The organism is Kurthia populi, from assembly GCF_042686175.1.
Classification (GTDB): Bacteria; Bacillota; Bacilli; order Bacillales_A; family Planococcaceae; genus Kurthia; species Kurthia populi.
Genome location: NZ_JBHUOR010000129.1, coordinates 1 through 18,320 on the forward strand (window position 1 = coordinate 1; position 18,320 = coordinate 18,320).

Below are 18,320 nucleotides of genomic sequence, written 5' to 3' on the forward strand. Positions count from 1 at the left end.
TGAACTTGCTCTTGCTTCTTCTGCAATGTCTTGCGCTAAATCGGCTTTTGTTTCAGCACGTTGCGCAGTATTACGTAATTGATTGATGTTATCTAACTTTGCATCAAGACTTCCTAGTTTCTCGAAAACCTCTAGCATGACTGTTTTTTCTTCTGCCATGTGACACCTACTTTTCTCCATTTTGACCAAAATAAAAACGCCTACTATTTTTGTGGCGTTGCTAGAATCATATCTACTTCTTCTTGTGTTAAGCGTCCTAATAAAACCATCTTACCAAGATACGCTTCATCGATGCGTTTCATCACCCACATATTTAATAAAAATCCGTACATTATAAGTCACCTCCCATCAATAATAAGTCGAGCAACGTATTTTCTGCGGACGTCACACGCTCGTTTAATACTTCGTTTTCCGATTCTAAATTTTTGTTTTTGTTAGCGATTGTTTCGATGTATTCGCGTACAGTATACTGCGTTTCATCGTATTGCCAACCTGTAAAATCTTCTGTTTCAATACGTTCGATATTGCTACGAACATACACTGTGTCTACATTCAATTCGATTTCTGTTACGTTGGACTGCGTGCCACGTACGTTTTGAAATGTTTTCATTTTATCACCACTTTCATATTAACTTACAAAGCTAGCAGGCGAGCGCCGAAATTCGGATGAGCGCTAGAAACAGAATAAGTCACACCCAAATGGAAAGCACCAGCAGGAGAGGCATTAATCCAAGACCCACCGAAAAACGCAACACACGAAGCATACAGATCACCATAATCGGCATAGTAAGTTGTATTTGAACCCGCTTTAGACTTAATAATAAAACCTGATTCAGTTCCACCTTGGACTTGATCGATATAGCCACTTGTGTCCGCAGTCAAGCCTGATGCAATAGAAGTCGTATAACCACTACCAGTACCATTAAATGATTGGTTATTAATTAGGATTTTGTATGCAGAGTCTGTTGCGATACCGTCAATCCAGTAGAACATGTTTCCGTAAAAGTCTTCAACACCGCAGAACTTCATCTGTTTTTTACCCGTTGTTTCGCCATAGAATAGTCCTTTGTCGTTAAGTTTACCCGTTGTAGTTGCAGCGGAGTTACCATCTACATAACCACGTCCTAAAGCAGTTTGTGAATCTCTATCTTTAAACATTACAATATATAAAACTTGTAACATTAGAAGTTGATAATATGCCATTTGGTCATAACCAGCGCCATTAGCTTGTGCTAACGTGCGGAATGCTCCTATTGTCTTACTACCTGTTGGGGTTTTACCGCTTAATGAACGTAATTTCCCGTTTAACTCATAACCGAGATATGCGCTCACATAGCATTTATCACGAACTTCTGCACCTCGCATATGCGCTAAACATTTGTAACCATCATCGATTTTTGTGTCGCTGTATCGGATATATAGATAATTGCCAAGTGTGTTAAATTTCCAGTAGACGATTGGGAACTCAATCATTACATCACCGCTATTGCCACTCGTAATATCCGCGCTTGTGCCGTCCACGAATTTACTGTAATCGTTAGGATTGAGATAACCAACAACCGCACCATCTTTGGAAAGGCACGGCTTAATCTGATTAAATGGGAATTTATTAGCCCAAGAACCATATTCAAAAGTATCAGTTGCAAAATTCATTCGCGCTGGCGTAAAGTCTGTTGCATCATCAATGTAAGTTAATGCTGTTTCAGGATTTGAGTTTGTTGTATCGATTTTGATGCCATATACTTTAGCGCTCGAACCGCCACTATTGCTAGCGACTTCGTTAATCGCACCGACAATTGTTTTATCATTCGTAACTAATGTGGAAGTATCACCGATCATAGTGTTGACTTCATCTTTCTTAGCATATGGCGTTAGATCAATACCACTCACTTTGTTGTCAGTATAATCTTTAGCTGTTTGTAAATTCGCTTCATTTTCTTGTTTCGTAGCTAATGTAGAAAAATCAATATTACCGACTTTACTATCCGTATAATCATTCGCATTTTGTAATGTAACAGCATCTTTTGCATCAGCATAATCTTTAGCTACTTGTACAGCTGTAGCAGTTTCTTCTTTTGTTGATAGTGCCGATAAATCAATGTTTCCGACTTTACCGTCCACATAATCTTTTGCGGATTGTAATGTGTTTGCATCACCATTAGCGCGTTTAGTCGCTTCGCTGTCGATACGTTTCTTCAAACTTTCATGTGTTACATTTTCTTCATCTGTACGTGCAGCGATTAGTTCAGCGTCAGTGTTACCTTCTGTTAAATGAGTAAATTCTTCTCGAACTTGTTGCGCTATCATAATTGCGTTATCCGCAGTACTTACTGCATTATTAGCTTTAGTATTAGCATCATTTGCCGTGTCATTTGCCGTGCTTGCACTATTGATCGCATTATCAGCTTTAGTATCAGCACTATTGGCTGTAGCTATCGCTTGTTGTGCGACTGTCAGTGCATCATTAGCAGTATTAATAGCTGTATCAGCTTTAGCATTTGCATTGTTAGCACTTGTTACCGCACTACTAGCTGTACTTTTTGCTTCATTGGCGAGCGTAATCGCAGTAGCAGCGTCAGTAGTTGCGATATTAGCTATATCAATTGCGCTATCCGCTTTAGCAATTGCTGCATCGGATTTATTATTAGACTCTTCGGCTACTTGCAATGTGGAAGCCATATCATCAAGCAATTGTTGGATCGTCATAACGACAATTGTTTCGCCGTCGATTTCGTTGTATGACTTTTCAATCGTCAACGTTTCAGCACCTTTGTGTGGTGCGATATGCAATTTACCGTCATGGGTTGTTAAATGCACTTGAATTTGATATTTACCGACCGGCAATACATTAGATAATGTAAAGCTGAATGTATTTGTATCAGTATCTACAGTTGGCGTTTCGCTCGAATACAGTGTGCCACTAGTGCCGATATTTACAACAATTGTTTTAAATTGCGTTAACTCAATAAACTGCTGTTGCTCGTCCACAACTGCTAGTTCAATTTGTGTGGCATTATCTGTGCTTTTTAACGTGTTAATATCATTGATTAATTGTAGCTTCATTCGTTTCACCGTCCTTCACACTAGCTGTAATCGCTTGTTTCAATGAAGCATTTTCAGACTTCAATTGTTCGATTTCATAATCTCGTTCTTCTACAATTGATTTTAGTTCGGCAATAAAAATAGCATCATCTCCTTTAGACGATGCCAATTTACCAATTACTCTTTGCAAACGATTTATTTCTGATTGATATTGTTCTGCTGTCTTTTCTTGCATTACGCTGTTCCCTCCAATTCTTTGATACGCGCGTTCAATTCTTGAATAGCTTTCCAAGCGATCCATACACCTTGCGCAACTAGAACGCCTTCACCTTTTGTATCAACTACTTCTACTGGTGCCTCATCGACGATTAAGCCGACATATGGCAAATCAACCCCTTCTACGTCATCATTGTATTGATAGGCTCTTACAATCCCACTATCAATTAAATTAGTAGCATTTTCAGTGTATAACTCGATATTTTTCTTCAGTTCACGCTTTGATGTTTCGACTAACTTCGCGCATGTCACGTTACCCATGATATTGATATTTCCACTTGTTCCACCAATTTTTATTGTGCCATCTCGTGAATTTAAGTTTGTATCATTTGTATAAAATTGCCCTGCCTTTAAAGTTGCAGCATCAACAGTGCCACATACGAGGTCGTAATATTTCGTTTGATACTTGTCGCAAATATGAACTTTCGCACCATTGGGATTTAGGAAAATATTTGAACCTGTTTCGTAGGTTGATTCTAGAATGATATTGCCACTTGAAGCTAATGCCAAGGAATTAGAAGCTGAACTGTAACCTTGTGCGAAAAATTCAATCACGCCAGATGCATCATTATCACCACTACCGTCCATACGTGTACCAATACCACGACTTGTATAGTAAAGTGCCGGTCTACTCGAAATTGTTGAACCATTTACACCTGTCATTTGTTGCATCTTGATATAGCCAGACATAGCGGTTAATGCATGATACCCGACACGGTAACCACCACGCCAAGTGTTTTCGTAATAACCGTAAGATGTCATTTTCATACCTGTGATTTGCGTGTAGTTGTCACGACCATTTGCATCGGTACCTTTACTAATAATGTTTGGCGAAACGAATGTACCGTCAACTTTGACGTTGCCGTCTAAATAAATTAGTTTACCAGCAATATATACACCTTCTGGACTTGCGTTAATTTGCGATACAATTTTATCTTTTTCGACACGTAAGTTAATACGGTCAGACATTTGCGTAATAACGCTATGTGTACCATTTGTAATACTCGTAACGGTACTTTGTAAGCCTTGTGCAGTCTGTGTCAATGTCGAAATGTTTGTTTCAGCTTTGCCGACACGAGTTGTGATACCGTCCACAGATTGAGCTATGCCGCTGATGCGACCATCGTTTTCTTCGTACCAACCTAATGCTTCGTAACGATTATCAATGATATTTTGTCTCATATCAGCAAAGTATTTATCATCTTGTTTATTACGTGCTTCAACATCAGCTTTTAGTTTCGCAGCTTCTTCATCAATCTGTGCGACTTCATCTAATACTTTTTGGTGCAGATCTTCAATTTTATCATCTATGCCTTGTACTAAATCAGGATCTAACTTCTCGACATCCATTTCTTGCAATACCCATTTCTCGCCATCCCATCGCCATAAGGTCGGCGGCACTGTGGAAGTATTGAGCCATAATTGCCCTTCAACTGGATAAAGTGGTGGTGTAAGGCCGACGTGCATTTCGATATTATTACTAAGCGATGTCTTACCAGTTGCAACGACTTTTTTCATCTACGCACCTCCTACATATTGTCGAATCGCTCTATCCTCGAAACGAGCGCCGAAACGAATCATTTGAATATCATTTTTATCGACACTTACAGCAATAACATCAAAACAGTCCTCGTTAATCGTGCCAAGTTTACGACGTTCTGAATCATCATTATCCCCAGCGCTGTATGAACAGTTAGAAAGGATAGTCGGCGCATTGCCGAATCCGACACGTTTAGCCACGTCCTTGTGTGTGTGCCCCGCAAAGATACCAATTAATTTTCCTTTACCGCGTAAGTCATAGCCTGCTGTAAATTCGTCAACCGGGTGGTCCTTGTTTTTACTCTTCATTGTGGACGATTTGTAAGTACCGCCATCACGCCATGCATTGAGTACGCCGACGATACATTCTTCATTGATTACCGTCCAACTATTATTAGTAAGTACACCACCAAGCGCCATATGGCAAAAGACGACTACGCCCCAATCACTCGGTACAGTTTGCAAGATACGAGTTAGCCACAAGATTTGTTCGTTCTGGAATCCCGCATATTTACGACTTTGATATTTGATTTTCTTTTCGTTATCGAGCAAGTCGTAGCGTATATCCCATGCGTCTAAAACAATGACACGTAGCTTTTTATCGTCCACATCGTAGTAGCAGTAAGAAGCGTTGTCCTCACTAACAAAATCGATTTTCTTTTGTAGATATTCACTTCGTAAAATCGACGCCATTTCTTTTGGCTTGATTAGCGCGTCACCTTTAGCACCATACGAACGAACATCACCTAGCCCGTTATCATCGTGATTGCCTTTTACGAACATTGTTGGCGCATCAGATGTATTCAACGTTTTAACAACTGCTCGTAAATTAGCGAGCGCTAATGCTTTTGACGTTTTACCGTCGATTAAATCACCTACATGCACGACTGCATCACAATCAACTTGATGTGTAATTTCCACAACATTGCGAATGTGTTCTAACGATCGTTCTTTTGCGGCTGCATCTTCCAGTGCATCTGTTGCATAGTGCGTATCTGTAATCGTTGCAATAATCGCATGTGTGCTTTTTAATTTTTCAATTTCAGAAACGACTCTATCCACTTCTGTTTTAAAATATGAAGTTGCAACATAATTGAAAGTATCATCTAAGAAATGACAATAGAAATCACAATTATTCGCATAATCTTCACTAGTTACGGTCACAATCGCGCCTTTTCGGCTGTTAATCGCTTCCCATTCTGTATCACGTTCACCTGTTTTACGATATGTTTTTTCCCATACATATTGTTCTGGTGTGCCAGTCACGCGCACGTTATCTTTATACACGACGGCTTCGAGTACTGCGTCACCAGTTGTTTGCAAAAAACCATTTCGTGCAACGGTGCCGGCACTCGCTCTGATTTCGACACGATAGATAGGTTGTAAACCATTCGCTAAGTTTGTCAGATTACTTTGTAACTTTGCGATTTCATCTGGTGTTACATTCGCAATTTCAACGTATTCACCGAGCACAACCGCGTTTTTACTCACATCAGTAAATGATGTTTGTTTTTCAACGATACGAGCACCAATTGTCATTTCTGGCACCATTTCAAAATCAACAACACGCACATGATCGCCAAGCCACGGCGTTTCTTCTTCTGTGTATCCCGCGGTCTCTTCTAACAGCACTGTGTCAATCGTGTACTCATTTTTCGGTTTGTTACATCTATCTAATTCTTGTTTAGCTTCTGCATATAATGCTGATGGAAATTCGATGTCACTGTATTCAACATATTTCACCAAATACTCACGACCGCCGTTGTATAAGTCGTTTGCAGCACTATCGTAAATCGTATCTTTACCGTTATTCATTTCAGTAAATGTTATGCCGTCTTTACCGCGCGCTTTAATTGCCGTATATAAATCTGCGTCAGAAGATTTACGCGTAGCACCGATAATGTCGCGACGATATTCGAAACGTTTACCACTATCGCCATTTCCACGTTCAGCTACAAGGTCAAAGTATTTACCGATAATTTTGTTCGCACTATTCAATTCAACGTAAGCGTCAATTTCTCCGCGATAATTTTTACAAATATCTTGTATCGCTGCTTGTGCTGTTGTTAATCCGTCAAACTCTTGGTTTTGCAGTTCTCCGAGCCACTCCGCGTTTTTAATTTGCCAACCACTATTTGATAAGCAATGGGCAAATGCATCGCGGAAATTAACAGTTCCTAGTGTGGCACGTGGTACTAGCGTTTTAAGCAGGTCATTCACAAAAGCATTTTCCGCATATGCTCGCTTAACATGTATGCCGTTGTAAATTGTATCTTCCACATCATAAATACGGAACAATCTGTACTTGGCTGTTTCATCACGAAATACTACGTAGTTCCCACGTATGATATGCTGTGCTTCACCATATGTGGACGGTATACTAAATTCATACATATCCGAAAAATCTTCTAATTTTTCCGTCCGAAGATCGTCGTAGAATGGACATGCTTTCGGTGCATCCATACTCAATACCGCCACCGTTTTATAATCATCCGCAGCGTATCGACTAGATGCGTCCGCTGTTAAGATAAATAAATTCATCGTTTTTCTCCTTTCGTAATTTTAAAAATGCAAGTTGAAGAATGTTGTTATATCAACGTTTATAGCGTTATATTCGTTTGGCCAAAACACTTTTGCAAGTTAGCACCAAGTTAATATGCCGTCGGTCTGTAATGCATGGTCCACGTGAAATCTTCAGCAAAAACAATTTCTTCTGATACGCCACCGATTAATTCAGTGAATTGCGAACCAATATGCATAGCATCCATAAATAGTTGGCCATTCTTATAGACACGCCCTGTTTCACAATTAAATACAAGTTCATCTCCTTCATAGATGATGATTTCTGGCGAAGTCGAAATAATTTCTTCTTGTACGATTTGTGTGCGTTCTTCCACAACTAAGTGGCAAAAACTAAGGTAATTATCTTTGTAATCAATGCCATTCTTATCTTCTGTGATTGCACGTTTGCCCGCGTATAGCACAAATCCTGCTAAATCTTTTTTGAATACGTCAGTTGTATCCGTCCACATAGCAGACCAGTTACCGATTTCATTACGTGTTTTTGTATCTAACTTAACAACTGATGCGTAAAATTGATTGCCGACTTTTTCTAAAATAAGATTGCCATAGAAATCTGTGAAATCGTTTGTGCTGTTATTTTCATTTATCGTTTCTTTGAGCGTCACGTACGTATAAGTGACTTTACCTTTGCTATCCGTCTTTTTGACTTTTTGCTTTTTGTTGAGCGCAACAGTTTTACTGTTTTTAACAGTTGGTTTGAATTGCCCTACCGTTTTATACGTGCCATCTGACTTCATGATTTGGATATTAATTTCTTGCTCTGAACCTTCACCATTGTCTTTGATTCCTAATTTCCCGATGACGTTAGATGCGCTATCCAAAAGATAAAGTTCAATCTTGCCTTCTGCACGTTTGTAACGGTTCATCGCTTGTATGCGGAATGTTACTTTAAAATTAGCTAATTGTTTTGTGAGCATACGTTTGAGTGCTGGGCCATACCATTCGCTCGCTTTACCCTCATTGGTTCCATAGTCTTTTACGTTGATGTCATCACTCGCTTGTTGGAAGTATGAACCTTTGCCGACTGTGCCGTTCGCGACTTGTTTGAAAGTATCAGGTGATTGACGTTGCCATAGGCTCATGTTTTGCGCTGTATCTGTTAATACAGGACTATATAATGTTGTTGCAATTTCGCCTGTTTCGACGTTAACCTTACCGCCAATGTATAAAAATTGGTCAGTCGTGGATAAGCCACACCATGTCGTATCACGTTTAGCAATAGCGCTAAAAATCGGATACGTTTTTTGTTGACCAAGTGGTGTAAAACGATGAACGTTTGATAAAATGTTTGTATCAATTTGACGGCCGTATTTGTAAGGGACGCTGCATGTGAATGTGAGTGTAGTTGTAACTTCGTAAATGGCACCAGTCGATTCAAAGTCAGTCCGTCCGGCAAAATGCACGTAATACGTCCACAACGGATCTTCATCAAAAACTAACGGAAATTCCGCTGCTTCATCTTTAATGAATAGATTGTCGATATACAACTTCCTGTCATTCAGTTCTTCTTGTGATTTGCATAGTAATGCAATTTTCGCTGTAATTGTTCGACTACCAATATCGTTACCGAAAAATAATTCCCCAATTTTGCCGGGAACGTTTTGCATACTTTCCGTAATTTTTGGTTGCGAGATAATAGGTCTATCAATCAAACGTACGCCTACCGACTCCATCGATACGCCGTCATAGTTAAAACTGTTTACCATTAGCTAGTCACTCCTTTCACACGCGCTGTTCTGCGCTCGTCAATTTTATTTACTTTATTTACTGTTTTAGCAATTTCTCGACCGTCCACAACGATGGCTATGTCTTTTGTAACGATTTGTGCTAGTAACGCAACTTGTTGATTTAATAAGTTGATTTGTTCAGCCATCATGCTAATAACTTTGCTATTGCCTGTTTGCATCGCTGTGGACGAATTATCATTATCATCTACACCTAGATAATTTTTAGCTTTATTGAGTAATTGCAATGCGCGGCCGCGTTTCGCCTTATCTAACGGTATGATAAGTTCAGGTTTATTACCTTCTGCGATTTCCGCAATTTGATGTCGCGTTATCAAACCACCGTCAGCATAGCCCCCTTTACGGCCCCACCCACCAATTAAAGAACCGTAACGTTTTTTAGTGTAGTTAATTGACGCAACGATGTTAGCCAACGGATTGTAAATATCACTTGAAAGTGATTTGTCTCGATACGTTGCGAATGTCGGGTCAATAACTTGCATCAGACCTTTACTTGGCGTACCTTTTTTAGCATTTTTATCCCATAAATTTATTGATCGTGCATTACCTGTCGATTCTTGATTCATCCGGCGTAACAGTGCGTTTAAATTAGCTTCGCTATAATCGCCAGTATGTTTTAGTGCTTGCGCCGCAACAGCTCGCCATTGCTGTACACCTGCTGCACTGCCCCCTACATTTGTAGGTGGTATAAAGTCAGCGTGTACATGGTCTGTATGCGGGTTTCGTCCTGGTGATGTCATATATGGTTTCCAACCACCACCACTTTTTGAGTATTTACGATTGTAAATTGTATATTGAGATAAAGGATGCTTTTTAACGTAGTCAGCAATTTTCTGCATTTCAGATGGCGCCGCAAAAATATCAACTGCACGACCATACGCGTGCATAGATTTACTACTACCACCAACAATATTACGGTCACTAAAACCTCCAAATGAACTTACGTTAAATTTAGACTGAATGTCCTTTAAGATGTTGTCGACATAAGCCATCAATCCAGAACGTCCACCACCGGCGCCAACTTTCATCGGGTCCTTCTCGAGCGTGCCATCCCAATCATAATAACCACCTAAATTGTCAGCGATACCTTTTAAAAAATCTTGAGCCATATTTTTAAGATATTTATATGGTGTAGTACCAATTAAAGTTTTATCAATCGCACTACCAACATTCTGGCTAACACCAAAGGCAGATGTCATTTTATCAAATAATTTATTACCTGAATCCGTGGCCCATTCGAATGCATCTACAGCTTTACCTTTTAGATACGCAGTACCATCTTTAATGCTTGCTGTGACTTTCCCAAACCAACTGTCGTCACCTGTACCTTTTGCATATGCTGGGAAACCGTATGAACGCATTGTTGCTTCTGTCTTATCATGTGGAAGAACGGCAGTACCACGTGGTAAATCTAATAATTGTGGTCCTCCTGAACCAAGCATCGTCATACCAACACCGGGAATATGAGCTAACTCTCTACCTTCTTCACCAACAAGCGCAGTACCGCCACGATGTCGGCCGTTATAAGTTCCTTTCGCATACGCTGCAGGTGCCTGTATGTTTGTATCAATTTTAGGAATTGATGGATTACTAGTATCGTTACCAAACAATTTTTTGAACCAATTAACGGCTTTATCAAGAGAACCTGTTAATTTTGACCATACTGAAGCAATACCGCTCGCTTGTTTTTCTGATTCCTTAACAGACTTTTTACGTTCATCTTTGGCCGCAGAAACAACTTTATCCCGTTCTTTTTGAGCATGATTTGTAACTTGTTCTTTTTGATCTTTTGCTTTCGCAATTTTGTCTTTACGCTTAGTTTCAGCTTGTTTAATCGTTTCTTCTTTTTCTTTTTTCGCTGAGTTTACAATTTTTTCGTATTCTTTTTTTGTGATTGTACCAAGTGTCTCATACTGAATTTTTGCTTGTTCAACTTTCTTTCGATACTTACTTTTCGCTGATGCTATAACATCTGCTTCTTCTTTTTTCGCTTTGGAAACAACTGCTTTGTACTGTTTGTTTGCGTTAGTAATGACTTGATTCAACTCTTGAGTACGCACGCTATTACGTTGATTCTTTTGTGCTCGTAAAATGGTTGTAGCTTCTTTTTCAGACTTAGATGCAGAACGAACTTTCGCATTATTCATTTGATTTGTTAGTTTTTCAATTTCAGCTTTTTCTTGTGCTGTTAATGCTCTTTTACTGTTTTTTGCTTTTAAAATGATGTTTTTGATACGTTCATTTGCATTGTTAATTTTACTGCGCTCTGAGGCGTGTTTTTTATCAAGTTCAGCTAGTGCCTGTTGTCGTTCTTGCACAGATAATTTTTTATTACTGTTTAAAGCAGATACAGCTAGATCTCGTTCTTTTTTTTGCTTCATTTGCAATGATGCGATACTACTGTTCGCCATTTTGTTGTAATTTGTTGTCATTACCGTTGCAATGCCCGTTGTAATTGTACGATTAGACGCATAAATGCTATCCAATTTACGTTGCGATTGCGAACGTAATTTTTCAAATGCATTCAGCGCTTCTTGTGTACCTTTTGACACGCCTTTCACATCAAGATTGAGCTTTGCCCCTTTTTCAATTTGTGCATTCACTTTATTTTCATTTTTGTTTTTGTCATAACTATTACCGATTTTTTTACCAATTGCATCACCTGCAACTGAGCCAATAATACCTCCGGCAATGCCACCAATAGCTGTACCGAGACCAGGAACAATTGAACCAAGGGCAGCACCTAATGTTGCTCCTGCAGCCCCACCACCGGTAGAACCAACTGCTCCACCGACAGCAGCGCCCTTATTGCTACCTTCTGTTTTAAATGCATCGTAAATACTCCAACCGCCAAGCGCTAGACCGGCAATACCACCGACTTTCGCGATTTTTGATAATTTTCCAATTTTCGTTTTACCAGAACCTCCGCTGTTACCATCAGTATTATCCTGATTTCTATTGTTGTCATTATCACTATTGTTGCGGTTATTGTTACGAGTATCATTTCCGTTATTTCTGTTGTTTTGATTATTATCAGAATCTCTATTACCATTATTTCGATTGTTTGGGTTGTTATTACCATTCCGATTACCACCCGAACCACTGTTTCCGCCAGTGCTACCACCATTTCTGTTACGTGCATTTGCATTAGCAGCTTGTGCTTTTGTATTGGCGATTAAAGCCAATGTTTCTGCATCTAAAGTTAGCGTATTACGCCCTACTTTTTTAGTTAAAGCCCCTGCGATATTTAAAATTGGCGCTATCGCTTTTGCTAATAAACCAAATGCAATAACACCGGCACCAATCGCTAATGTGGTTTTCTTGGCGCCTACACTCATGCCATCTAATGTATCACCAATAAATTCAGCGCTTTCTTCAACTGCTGGTAAAGCGATATTGGCCAAATCTAGCATTGTATCGCCTAGTGGTTGTAATGCAGCACCTGTCTCACGAAGTGTTTTCTTAAATTTATAGCTAAATGTATCTTCTAAATTATCAGCTACATTAGATGCTGTACCGTCCACATCTTTAAATGAATCATTGACGTTACCTAACGCATATACTGCATCACTTTCAAGGTCTTCGAATTTTGTGCCGTAAAGACCTACTCCGATTTGGTTTGCTAGAACCTGATCATCCATAGAACCTAATTCTTTTAAGACCGCATTGCTAACGTCTTTAACTGTGCCTTTGCCATTCTGAAAATCTTTCCAAATAGCTTGTGTAGACTTTGATAATAGCGCCATTGCATCTGACGTACCTTTAGAGCCATCTTTTACACGGATTTGAAATTCTTTCATGATGTCATTTACATAATCGAGGTTATAAACACCTTCTTCCACACCGGCATTTAGGGTACTGAACATTTCTGACGCACTATAGCCCATTTTTGACCATAGCGGTGCGTACTCACTCACATTGTCGAATAGCTCATTACTGAAGTTAAGACCCTTTTGTCCGCCTTTTGCTAATAAGTCCATTGCTTCATCAGCGGATATACCAAAATTTTTCATGATATTGTAGCTAGATCGTGTTACTTCGTTTACATCAGCATCCCAAGTTTGGCCCATCGCAAGCGCATTGCGCGTTACTTTTTCAAGCTCACCATCATCAAGACCGCGAATGTTTTGTTTTACTTGTATAATCGCATTTGATACTTCGCCCATATCTTCACCGAATCCACTTGACCAAACATTTTGCATCGTTTCGGCAGTTTGTTCAGCTTGCTTCTCTGTAAGACCAAGAGAATTTTGGATATTAGCAGTTGCTGTGTCCATATCAAATGCGGCTTTTCCTGCTGCTGCACCAATTCCTGCGATTGCAGGCGTTAGCGTTGTATTGATACGATTACCCAGTGCATCAACTTTTGTTGATGTATCTTGCATACCTTGTCCAAATTTAATGATTTTACTTTCAGACTCAGCTGTTTCACGTGCTAATTTTTCAATTCTATCACCGGTACGCTGTAGTTGTTGTTGCCATGCAGCTTGTTGGCGTACCGAGTTACTAATCTGTACAGATAATTTTTGAACTTGCTCCGATTCGGCGCCATATGTTTCGATAGCTGCTCGGTGTTGGCGTTGTAATTCCTCTATTTTCCGGTCGTTTGTGTCCATAATGCGATTTAATCCATCAACTTTAGCTTCAAGTGCCCCGTATTCATCACCTGCAGCTTCAAGCGTAGAGATATTCGCCTTCATACTGTTTGTTGCAACTTTTAATTCGCTGGTAATGCCTTTAAGCGAGTTATTAAAATTTGCCGAATCCATTCCGACTTCGATTACTAGCTCACCGATTGGACGTCTACTTGCCATACTATTTCACCGCCTTTTAAATTGAGTTATAGAAGTTTTCTAATTCTTCTGGTGTCATTACATGTTCTTTTTCCGTAATTTCTTTTTCTTTAAAGAATAGTTCTAGTGCATATTCAATATCCAATCCGTCAATTTCATGGATTTTATATCCGCGTTTTTCAAGGACTAAATATATTGCATCTAAATTTTCACGCATTTCAGCGTAACTTGTTATTCCTCCAATGTCTCCGTCACTGTTAAGTTCTTTGTCTTTTTTTTAATGACACCACCAACAAGCAAATTTTGATTTAATGTAACGATGGCTTCTGTAAAAGTGTCATATCCCATCGCTGGATAATTCAGTACATTTTGCAATGTATCAGTCGTAACTCGCTCATCATTAAAAGCATCAGCTAAATTTGCAACAACTAATTCCTGTTGTTCGGAAGGCGATAATTCACCTAATTCTGTTCGCTCTGCGAGTGCTAACGCTTTACGATTGCTAATGCCTTTTACATAAGGTTGAGTAATCTCCGTTTCTTTACCATCTAAATCTAAAATAATTTTTAACATATAAAAATTCCTCCTCTAGGTTAAATACAAAAAAAGAGCGCTATGCGCTCTTTTTTTATGTGTTAGTCAATTTTAAATGATGTACCAATCACCGCAGTTCCGATGTCTGCGGGTTCATTAGGGTGTAACTGGGTCTTTTACTTCGCCTGGGAACATGTATTCACGATATTTAGCATAAGTGAAATCTGTATCGGCTGTTCGGCCTTTTGCAAACGCCACGTCATCTAAACCACGGTCAACACCTTCGCCACTTAATGTATCAGTATTCACTTCTGGTCCTTTATCTTCTGTTGTCGCGAGTTCAGCACCGTCTGGCATGCCGAATTTCGCTTTTGTTAGGCCCATGTAAATATCATCGCCTTTAAGTCCCTTCGTTTTACCAAATACCGCCACATATGGTGGTGTTGTATGTTTACCGACTTTCACGATACCATTTTCATCTTTTTCAGCACCACTGATTGCTTCTTCCAGTTCTGGAGGTAAGTCTGCAATACCAATTTCTACTTTTGGAGATGATGTACCTGATGAAGCGATATGGAATGGACCATCCGATGCGTAAACTACGTTATTTTGCGGAGATAATCCACTGAATTTCATGTTAATCGCACCGCCTTTTTTAGCGTTTACGACGAACGTTTCTGTTACTTGTTCATTATCATCTAAGACTGCGAAATGAACCTCTTGGAATCCGATTGTTGCCATATTATTATGACCTCCTTATTATTTGAAAAATGTTTTTGTATATCGCCTTGAAATCATATATAAATCAATTTCCGGATCTTTGGCGACTGGCATACGAGCATATAAAAACCATCCGTCATCACTCATGGTTTTATCCAAAGCAATAATGAATGGTTCAATATCTCTTATACTTTTCGTCCACACGTTGATTGCTACTTGATGTGTTTCATCTAAATTACTATCTGACGCATATAGCTGCGGTGCATCGTTAATTGTGTTTATCCTAATCAACGGGGCCTTTTCGACTTTACGATACTCCGTTGGTATATCGATTAGATAAATCGCTGTGGTATCGATTAAATCAGTAATCAAGGCGCTATTTTCAAGCGTCTCGTTAACAATTTGCTCTGGTATCAAAGCCCAAACCCCCTTTTGATTTCATCTTCCACAATCACAATGAACTCACTTCGTGTTTCATGAGTCGTGCGCTCCATGAAATTTTGTGGACGTTGATTAATCGTGCCACTTTCAACAAAGTGAGCACGCCAATATGTTTTTTGTCCAAATCCAATTTGTACACGGCCAAATTGGTCTACGTTACCCACTACAATGTCATCTTTAAGGTGAGGATAGTTGCCTACATTTCCATTTTGTCTATCAATTTGACGTTGAGCACGCCATTTACCATCACGTTTACCATCATAAAATGGTGTATTTTGACGTAATTTAGTTGCCACAACTTGCGCTCCCTTATCAACTGAACGTTTTAAAACTTTACGACTCTGCCCGGCTAATCTCCTTAATTCTCTATCGACACTATCTGTGTTTATACTAGCCATCACTTCACCAACTTCGCAGTGATTCTCACATCGTGTTCCGTCGGACGATAATCAATATCTAAGATTTCATAACGTTCATTGTCAAAAATAATTTTATGTGACGGATCTACACGCCTGCGATGGTGTTCATCAATGTTAAAAAACACTGTATTTTCATAAATTGTGCCGATTGTGGATGTCTTAGTAGCTAAACTCTGTGAAAAAAACTCACTCCAACAATCAAAAATGGATATGTCAGTCGGTACTCTATCACCATATTCATCTTTTTTTAACTCTACTTTGACGAATTGTATCGGCTTATTTTTACGATTGACTGGTGCTCGTTTACCCAACGCTCTCACCACCTATTGAGTAATCTTTCAATTTTAAAATGACATCTTGAATGCCGTATGTTAAAGGCTTTGACAAAATGTCATTCATGTCATCCACACCCGTTCGATTGTTGTACCAGTGTGATACAAGCATGAGCACACCCCGTTGATAGGTTCCGTATTCCTTTTCTTCCATTTCAGGAATACGACATCCTGAAGTAATAAGGTGGCTATCTGCGGATGTAAGAAGAAACTCAATTAATTCATCTTCTATATCCCAATCGATTCGTAACCAATGTTTCGCTAAACTAAGCGCTACCATAATGCCTCACCACCATTCTACTTCTTATGAAGGCGTTGTGATGGTAATTGCGACAACGGAGTCATCTGATAAAGTGGCACTTCCGCCGGTTACTTTTCCATCAACATCTGTTGTCAGTGCAATTGCTTTTACACTTTTCCCATCGCTACCTGCAGCTCCTTTTGCACCTGTAGCGCCAGTATCGCCTTTCGGTCCAGTAGAACCTGTGTCTCCTTTTGGACCAGCAACACCAGTATCGCCTTTTACACCTTGCGGACCTTGTACGCCTTCAATTAAGTCGGCAAAATCTTGCTGTGTAGGAACAGCTCCTGTTACAAAAATTGCTTTTAATTCTTCTTTTGTTTTAACCATCGTCGAACATCCTCCTTATTTAATCAATCTGAAACGTTTCACCAATTGCGGCTTCCCCAATGGAAACCGCCTCATTAGGGAGTAGCTGTTACTTCCACAATACGGAAGGCTGATGCTAGTTTAATTTGATGGTCCATCCATGCTGTTACCACAAATTGATGCATACCTGTTTTGACATTTTTATCTGTGTCATATAAAGCATTTAAATCATAGTTGAAGTGTGAAAAATCAAAGTCACCTACCACTGGTTTAACGGCAGCATCTGTAAAAATAACTGGTTTTCCAATGATTTGTTCTGGTGGTGCTGCATATAACGTTGTTGAACCATTCGCCAATGTTTTTAAGATTTTCAGGTAATCTGCATAGCGCATATATACTTCCGCATTTTCACGGTAGTCCTCATGCAAATCAGCAATTGCGCCTGTAATCGCTTCGAATAAATCGGCACCTTCTACTACTTTGAGCGCCGGTTGTTGTGCTGTACCTGTACGGTAGAATGACATATGCTCTTCGCCTGCTTTTGGTGTTGTGGCAAAAGCAACTTTACGTTCTTTTACAGCAACACCTGACTCCAAAGCACCATCAACATGGGTTACTAAATCGGCATCTGAGCCATTTAAAACTGTTTCAGATACTTCGGCAATAATTTTAACTTTATGACGTCCAAAAGCGACACTATCACCCGTTAAAGCAAGCTCTTTCGCTGTTTCACCATCTTCGATAAAATCATCATCATCTAATGTATAGGTTAATTTAGGAATTTCTAAGTTTGTAATTTGTGTGAAAGTTGAATGGCCACGTAAAGGGTTTTTCCCTTTTGGTTCTGTAATGATTTGTGTTGAAACGGTCTTTGGTAAGAATTTGTTACCACCTGTTGTATCATCTCCAAGCAATGCCATTGCTTCTGTTGATACCGTTTGCTTTCGAATCGTCGCACGGTATAATTCGGCTTTCGCTCCAGTTACAGCTGCTTTCGGATCGTTAGATTGCGTTGTTTTCTTTTGTGCAAATTTTGCTGCTTGTGCCTTTTCTTGTTGATCATGTTGCTCTTTCAAGACATCATAACGTGCTTGTAAATCAGCTTTTGCCTGTTGTGCAGCTTGAATATCTGTAATTGATGCAGATGGATCCATTGCTTTCGCTGATAAGTCCTCTTCGTTTTTAGCTAGTTGTTGACCAATTGTTGCCATAGCCTGCTTTAATTCATAAAGCGTCTTGGCACCAAAAAATTGTAGGTTTAAATTTAATAATAATTTTGTCATGTT

At 39.4% G+C, this 18,320-nt stretch carries 17 protein-coding genes; all 17 read right to left on the reverse strand.

What is annotated here, in order from left to right:
* Positions 1-203 precede the first annotated feature (203 nt).
* Positions 204-332, reverse strand: coding sequence for a hypothetical protein (locus ACFSY7_RS15175; RefSeq protein ID WP_380148433.1), 129 nt, complete (start codon positions 330-332; stop codon positions 204-206).
* Entirely contained in the window at positions 332-610 is a 279-nt protein-coding gene (locus ACFSY7_RS15180) for a hypothetical protein (RefSeq protein WP_380148435.1), read from the reverse strand. Before ACFSY7_RS15180 ends, ACFSY7_RS15175 begins: the two co-directional genes overlap by 1 nt.
* Positions 611-633: 23 nt before the next feature.
* Positions 634-3,063, reverse strand: a complete 2,430-nt coding sequence (locus ACFSY7_RS15185; RefSeq protein ID WP_380148437.1) for a hypothetical protein — start codon at positions 3,061-3,063, stop codon at positions 634-636.
* Positions 3,041-3,277 carry a hypothetical protein gene (locus ACFSY7_RS15190; RefSeq protein WP_380148439.1) on the reverse strand — a complete coding sequence of 79 codons (237 nt, stop codon included), beginning with the start codon at positions 3,275-3,277 and terminating at the stop codon, positions 3,041-3,043. The genes ACFSY7_RS15185 and ACFSY7_RS15190 overlap by 23 nt, the downstream gene beginning before the upstream one ends.
* The gene (locus ACFSY7_RS15195) at positions 3,277-4,836 is read right to left on the reverse strand and encodes a gp58-like family protein (RefSeq protein WP_380148441.1); all 1,560 of its coding nucleotides are present in this window, start codon (positions 4,834-4,836) and stop codon (positions 3,277-3,279) included. Before ACFSY7_RS15195 ends, ACFSY7_RS15190 begins: the two co-directional genes overlap by 1 nt.
* Positions 4,837-7,398, reverse strand: a complete 2,562-nt coding sequence (locus ACFSY7_RS15200) for a phage tail spike protein (protein ID WP_380148443.1) — start codon at positions 7,396-7,398, stop codon at positions 4,837-4,839.
* 110 nt (positions 7,399-7,508) lie between these two features.
* Positions 7,509-9,146, reverse strand: coding sequence for a distal tail protein Dit (locus tag ACFSY7_RS15205; RefSeq protein ID WP_380148445.1), 1,638 nt, complete (start codon positions 9,144-9,146; stop codon positions 7,509-7,511).
* Positions 9,146-13,999, reverse strand: a complete 4,854-nt coding sequence (locus tag ACFSY7_RS15210) for a phage tail tape measure protein (RefSeq protein WP_380148447.1) — start codon at positions 13,997-13,999, stop codon at positions 9,146-9,148. Before ACFSY7_RS15210 ends, ACFSY7_RS15205 begins: the two co-directional genes overlap by 1 nt.
* Positions 14,000-14,015: 16 nt before the next feature.
* Complete coding sequence (locus ACFSY7_RS15215; RefSeq protein WP_380148449.1) at positions 14,016-14,195, reverse strand: hypothetical protein; 180 nt, start codon at positions 14,193-14,195, stop codon at positions 14,016-14,018.
* 14 nt (positions 14,196-14,209) lie between these two features.
* Positions 14,210-14,551, reverse strand: coding sequence for a phage tail assembly chaperone G (gene gpG / locus ACFSY7_RS15220; RefSeq protein ID WP_380148451.1), 342 nt, complete (start codon positions 14,549-14,551; stop codon positions 14,210-14,212).
* A 117-nt stretch (positions 14,552-14,668) separates the two neighbouring features.
* Positions 14,669-15,253 carry a major tail protein gene (locus ACFSY7_RS15225; RefSeq protein WP_380148453.1) on the reverse strand — a complete coding sequence of 195 codons (585 nt, stop codon included), beginning with the start codon at positions 15,251-15,253 and terminating at the stop codon, positions 14,669-14,671.
* A gap of 18 nt (positions 15,254-15,271) precedes the next feature.
* Positions 15,272-15,649, reverse strand: coding sequence for a hypothetical protein (locus tag ACFSY7_RS15230; protein WP_380148455.1), 378 nt, complete (start codon positions 15,647-15,649; stop codon positions 15,272-15,274).
* Positions 15,646-16,071, reverse strand: coding sequence for an HK97-gp10 family putative phage morphogenesis protein (locus tag ACFSY7_RS15235; RefSeq protein ID WP_380148456.1), 426 nt, complete (start codon positions 16,069-16,071; stop codon positions 15,646-15,648). Before ACFSY7_RS15235 ends, ACFSY7_RS15230 begins: the two co-directional genes overlap by 4 nt.
* Positions 16,071-16,403, reverse strand: coding sequence for a phage head completion protein (locus ACFSY7_RS15240; RefSeq protein WP_380148457.1), 333 nt, complete (start codon positions 16,401-16,403; stop codon positions 16,071-16,073). The genes ACFSY7_RS15235 and ACFSY7_RS15240 overlap by 1 nt, the downstream gene beginning before the upstream one ends.
* Positions 16,396-16,704 (reverse strand): head-tail connector protein, encoded by a 309-nt coding sequence (locus ACFSY7_RS15245; RefSeq protein WP_380148458.1) that lies wholly within the window; start codon positions 16,702-16,704, stop codon positions 16,396-16,398. Before ACFSY7_RS15245 ends, ACFSY7_RS15240 begins: the two co-directional genes overlap by 8 nt.
* A gap of 24 nt (positions 16,705-16,728) precedes the next feature.
* Entirely contained in the window at positions 16,729-17,055 is a 327-nt protein-coding gene (locus ACFSY7_RS15250) for a collagen-like protein (protein WP_380148459.1), read from the reverse strand.
* A gap of 74 nt (positions 17,056-17,129) precedes the next feature.
* A complete protein-coding gene (locus ACFSY7_RS15255; protein ID WP_380148460.1) occupies positions 17,130-18,317 on the reverse strand; it encodes a phage major capsid protein in 1,188 nt (395 codons plus the stop codon).
* Positions 18,318-18,320 lie beyond the last annotated feature (3 nt).

Bases quoted from the DNA above. Each gene is read 5' to 3' on its own strand.
- ACFSY7_RS15255 (WP_380148460.1), bottom strand. From the start codon at position 18,317: ATGACAAAATTATTATTAAATTTAAACCTACAATTTTTTGGTGCCAAG.
- ACFSY7_RS15190 (WP_380148439.1), bottom strand. From the start codon at position 3,277: ATGCAAGAAAAGACAGCAGAACAATATCAATCAGAAATAAATCGTTTG.
- gpG (WP_380148451.1), bottom strand. From the start codon at position 14,551: ATGTTAAAAATTATTTTAGATTTAGATGGTAAAGAAACGGAGATTACT.
- ACFSY7_RS15205 (WP_380148445.1), bottom strand. From the start codon at position 9,146: ATGGTAAACAGTTTTAACTATGACGGCGTATCGATGGAGTCGGTAGGC.
- ACFSY7_RS15195 (WP_380148441.1), bottom strand. From the start codon at position 4,836: ATGAAAAAAGTCGTTGCAACTGGTAAGACATCGCTTAGTAATAATATC.
- ACFSY7_RS15185 (WP_380148437.1), bottom strand. From the start codon at position 3,063: ATGAAGCTACAATTAATCAATGATATTAACACGTTAAAAAGCACAGAT.
- ACFSY7_RS15235 (WP_380148456.1), bottom strand. From the start codon at position 16,071: ATGGCTAGTATAAACACAGATAGTGTCGATAGAGAATTAAGGAGATTA.
- ACFSY7_RS15175 (WP_380148433.1), bottom strand. From the start codon at position 332: ATGTACGGATTTTTATTAAATATGTGGGTGATGAAACGCATCGATGAA.
- ACFSY7_RS15215 (WP_380148449.1), bottom strand. From the start codon at position 14,195: ATGCGTGAAAATTTAGATGCAATATATTTAGTCCTTGAAAAACGCGGA.
- ACFSY7_RS15180 (WP_380148435.1), bottom strand. From the start codon at position 610: ATGAAAACATTTCAAAACGTACGTGGCACGCAGTCCAACGTAACAGAA.
- ACFSY7_RS15245 (WP_380148458.1), bottom strand. From the start codon at position 16,704: ATGGTAGCGCTTAGTTTAGCGAAACATTGGTTACGAATCGATTGGGAT.
- ACFSY7_RS15210 (WP_380148447.1), bottom strand. From the start codon at position 13,999: ATGGCAAGTAGACGTCCAATCGGTGAGCTAGTAATCGAAGTCGGAATG.
- ACFSY7_RS15225 (WP_380148453.1), bottom strand. From the start codon at position 15,253: ATGGCAACAATCGGATTCCAAGAGGTTCATTTCGCAGTCTTAGATGAT.
- ACFSY7_RS15250 (WP_380148459.1), bottom strand. From the start codon at position 17,055: ATGGTTAAAACAAAAGAAGAATTAAAAGCAATTTTTGTAACAGGAGCT.
- ACFSY7_RS15200 (WP_380148443.1), bottom strand. From the start codon at position 7,398: ATGAATTTATTTATCTTAACAGCGGACGCATCTAGTCGATACGCTGCG.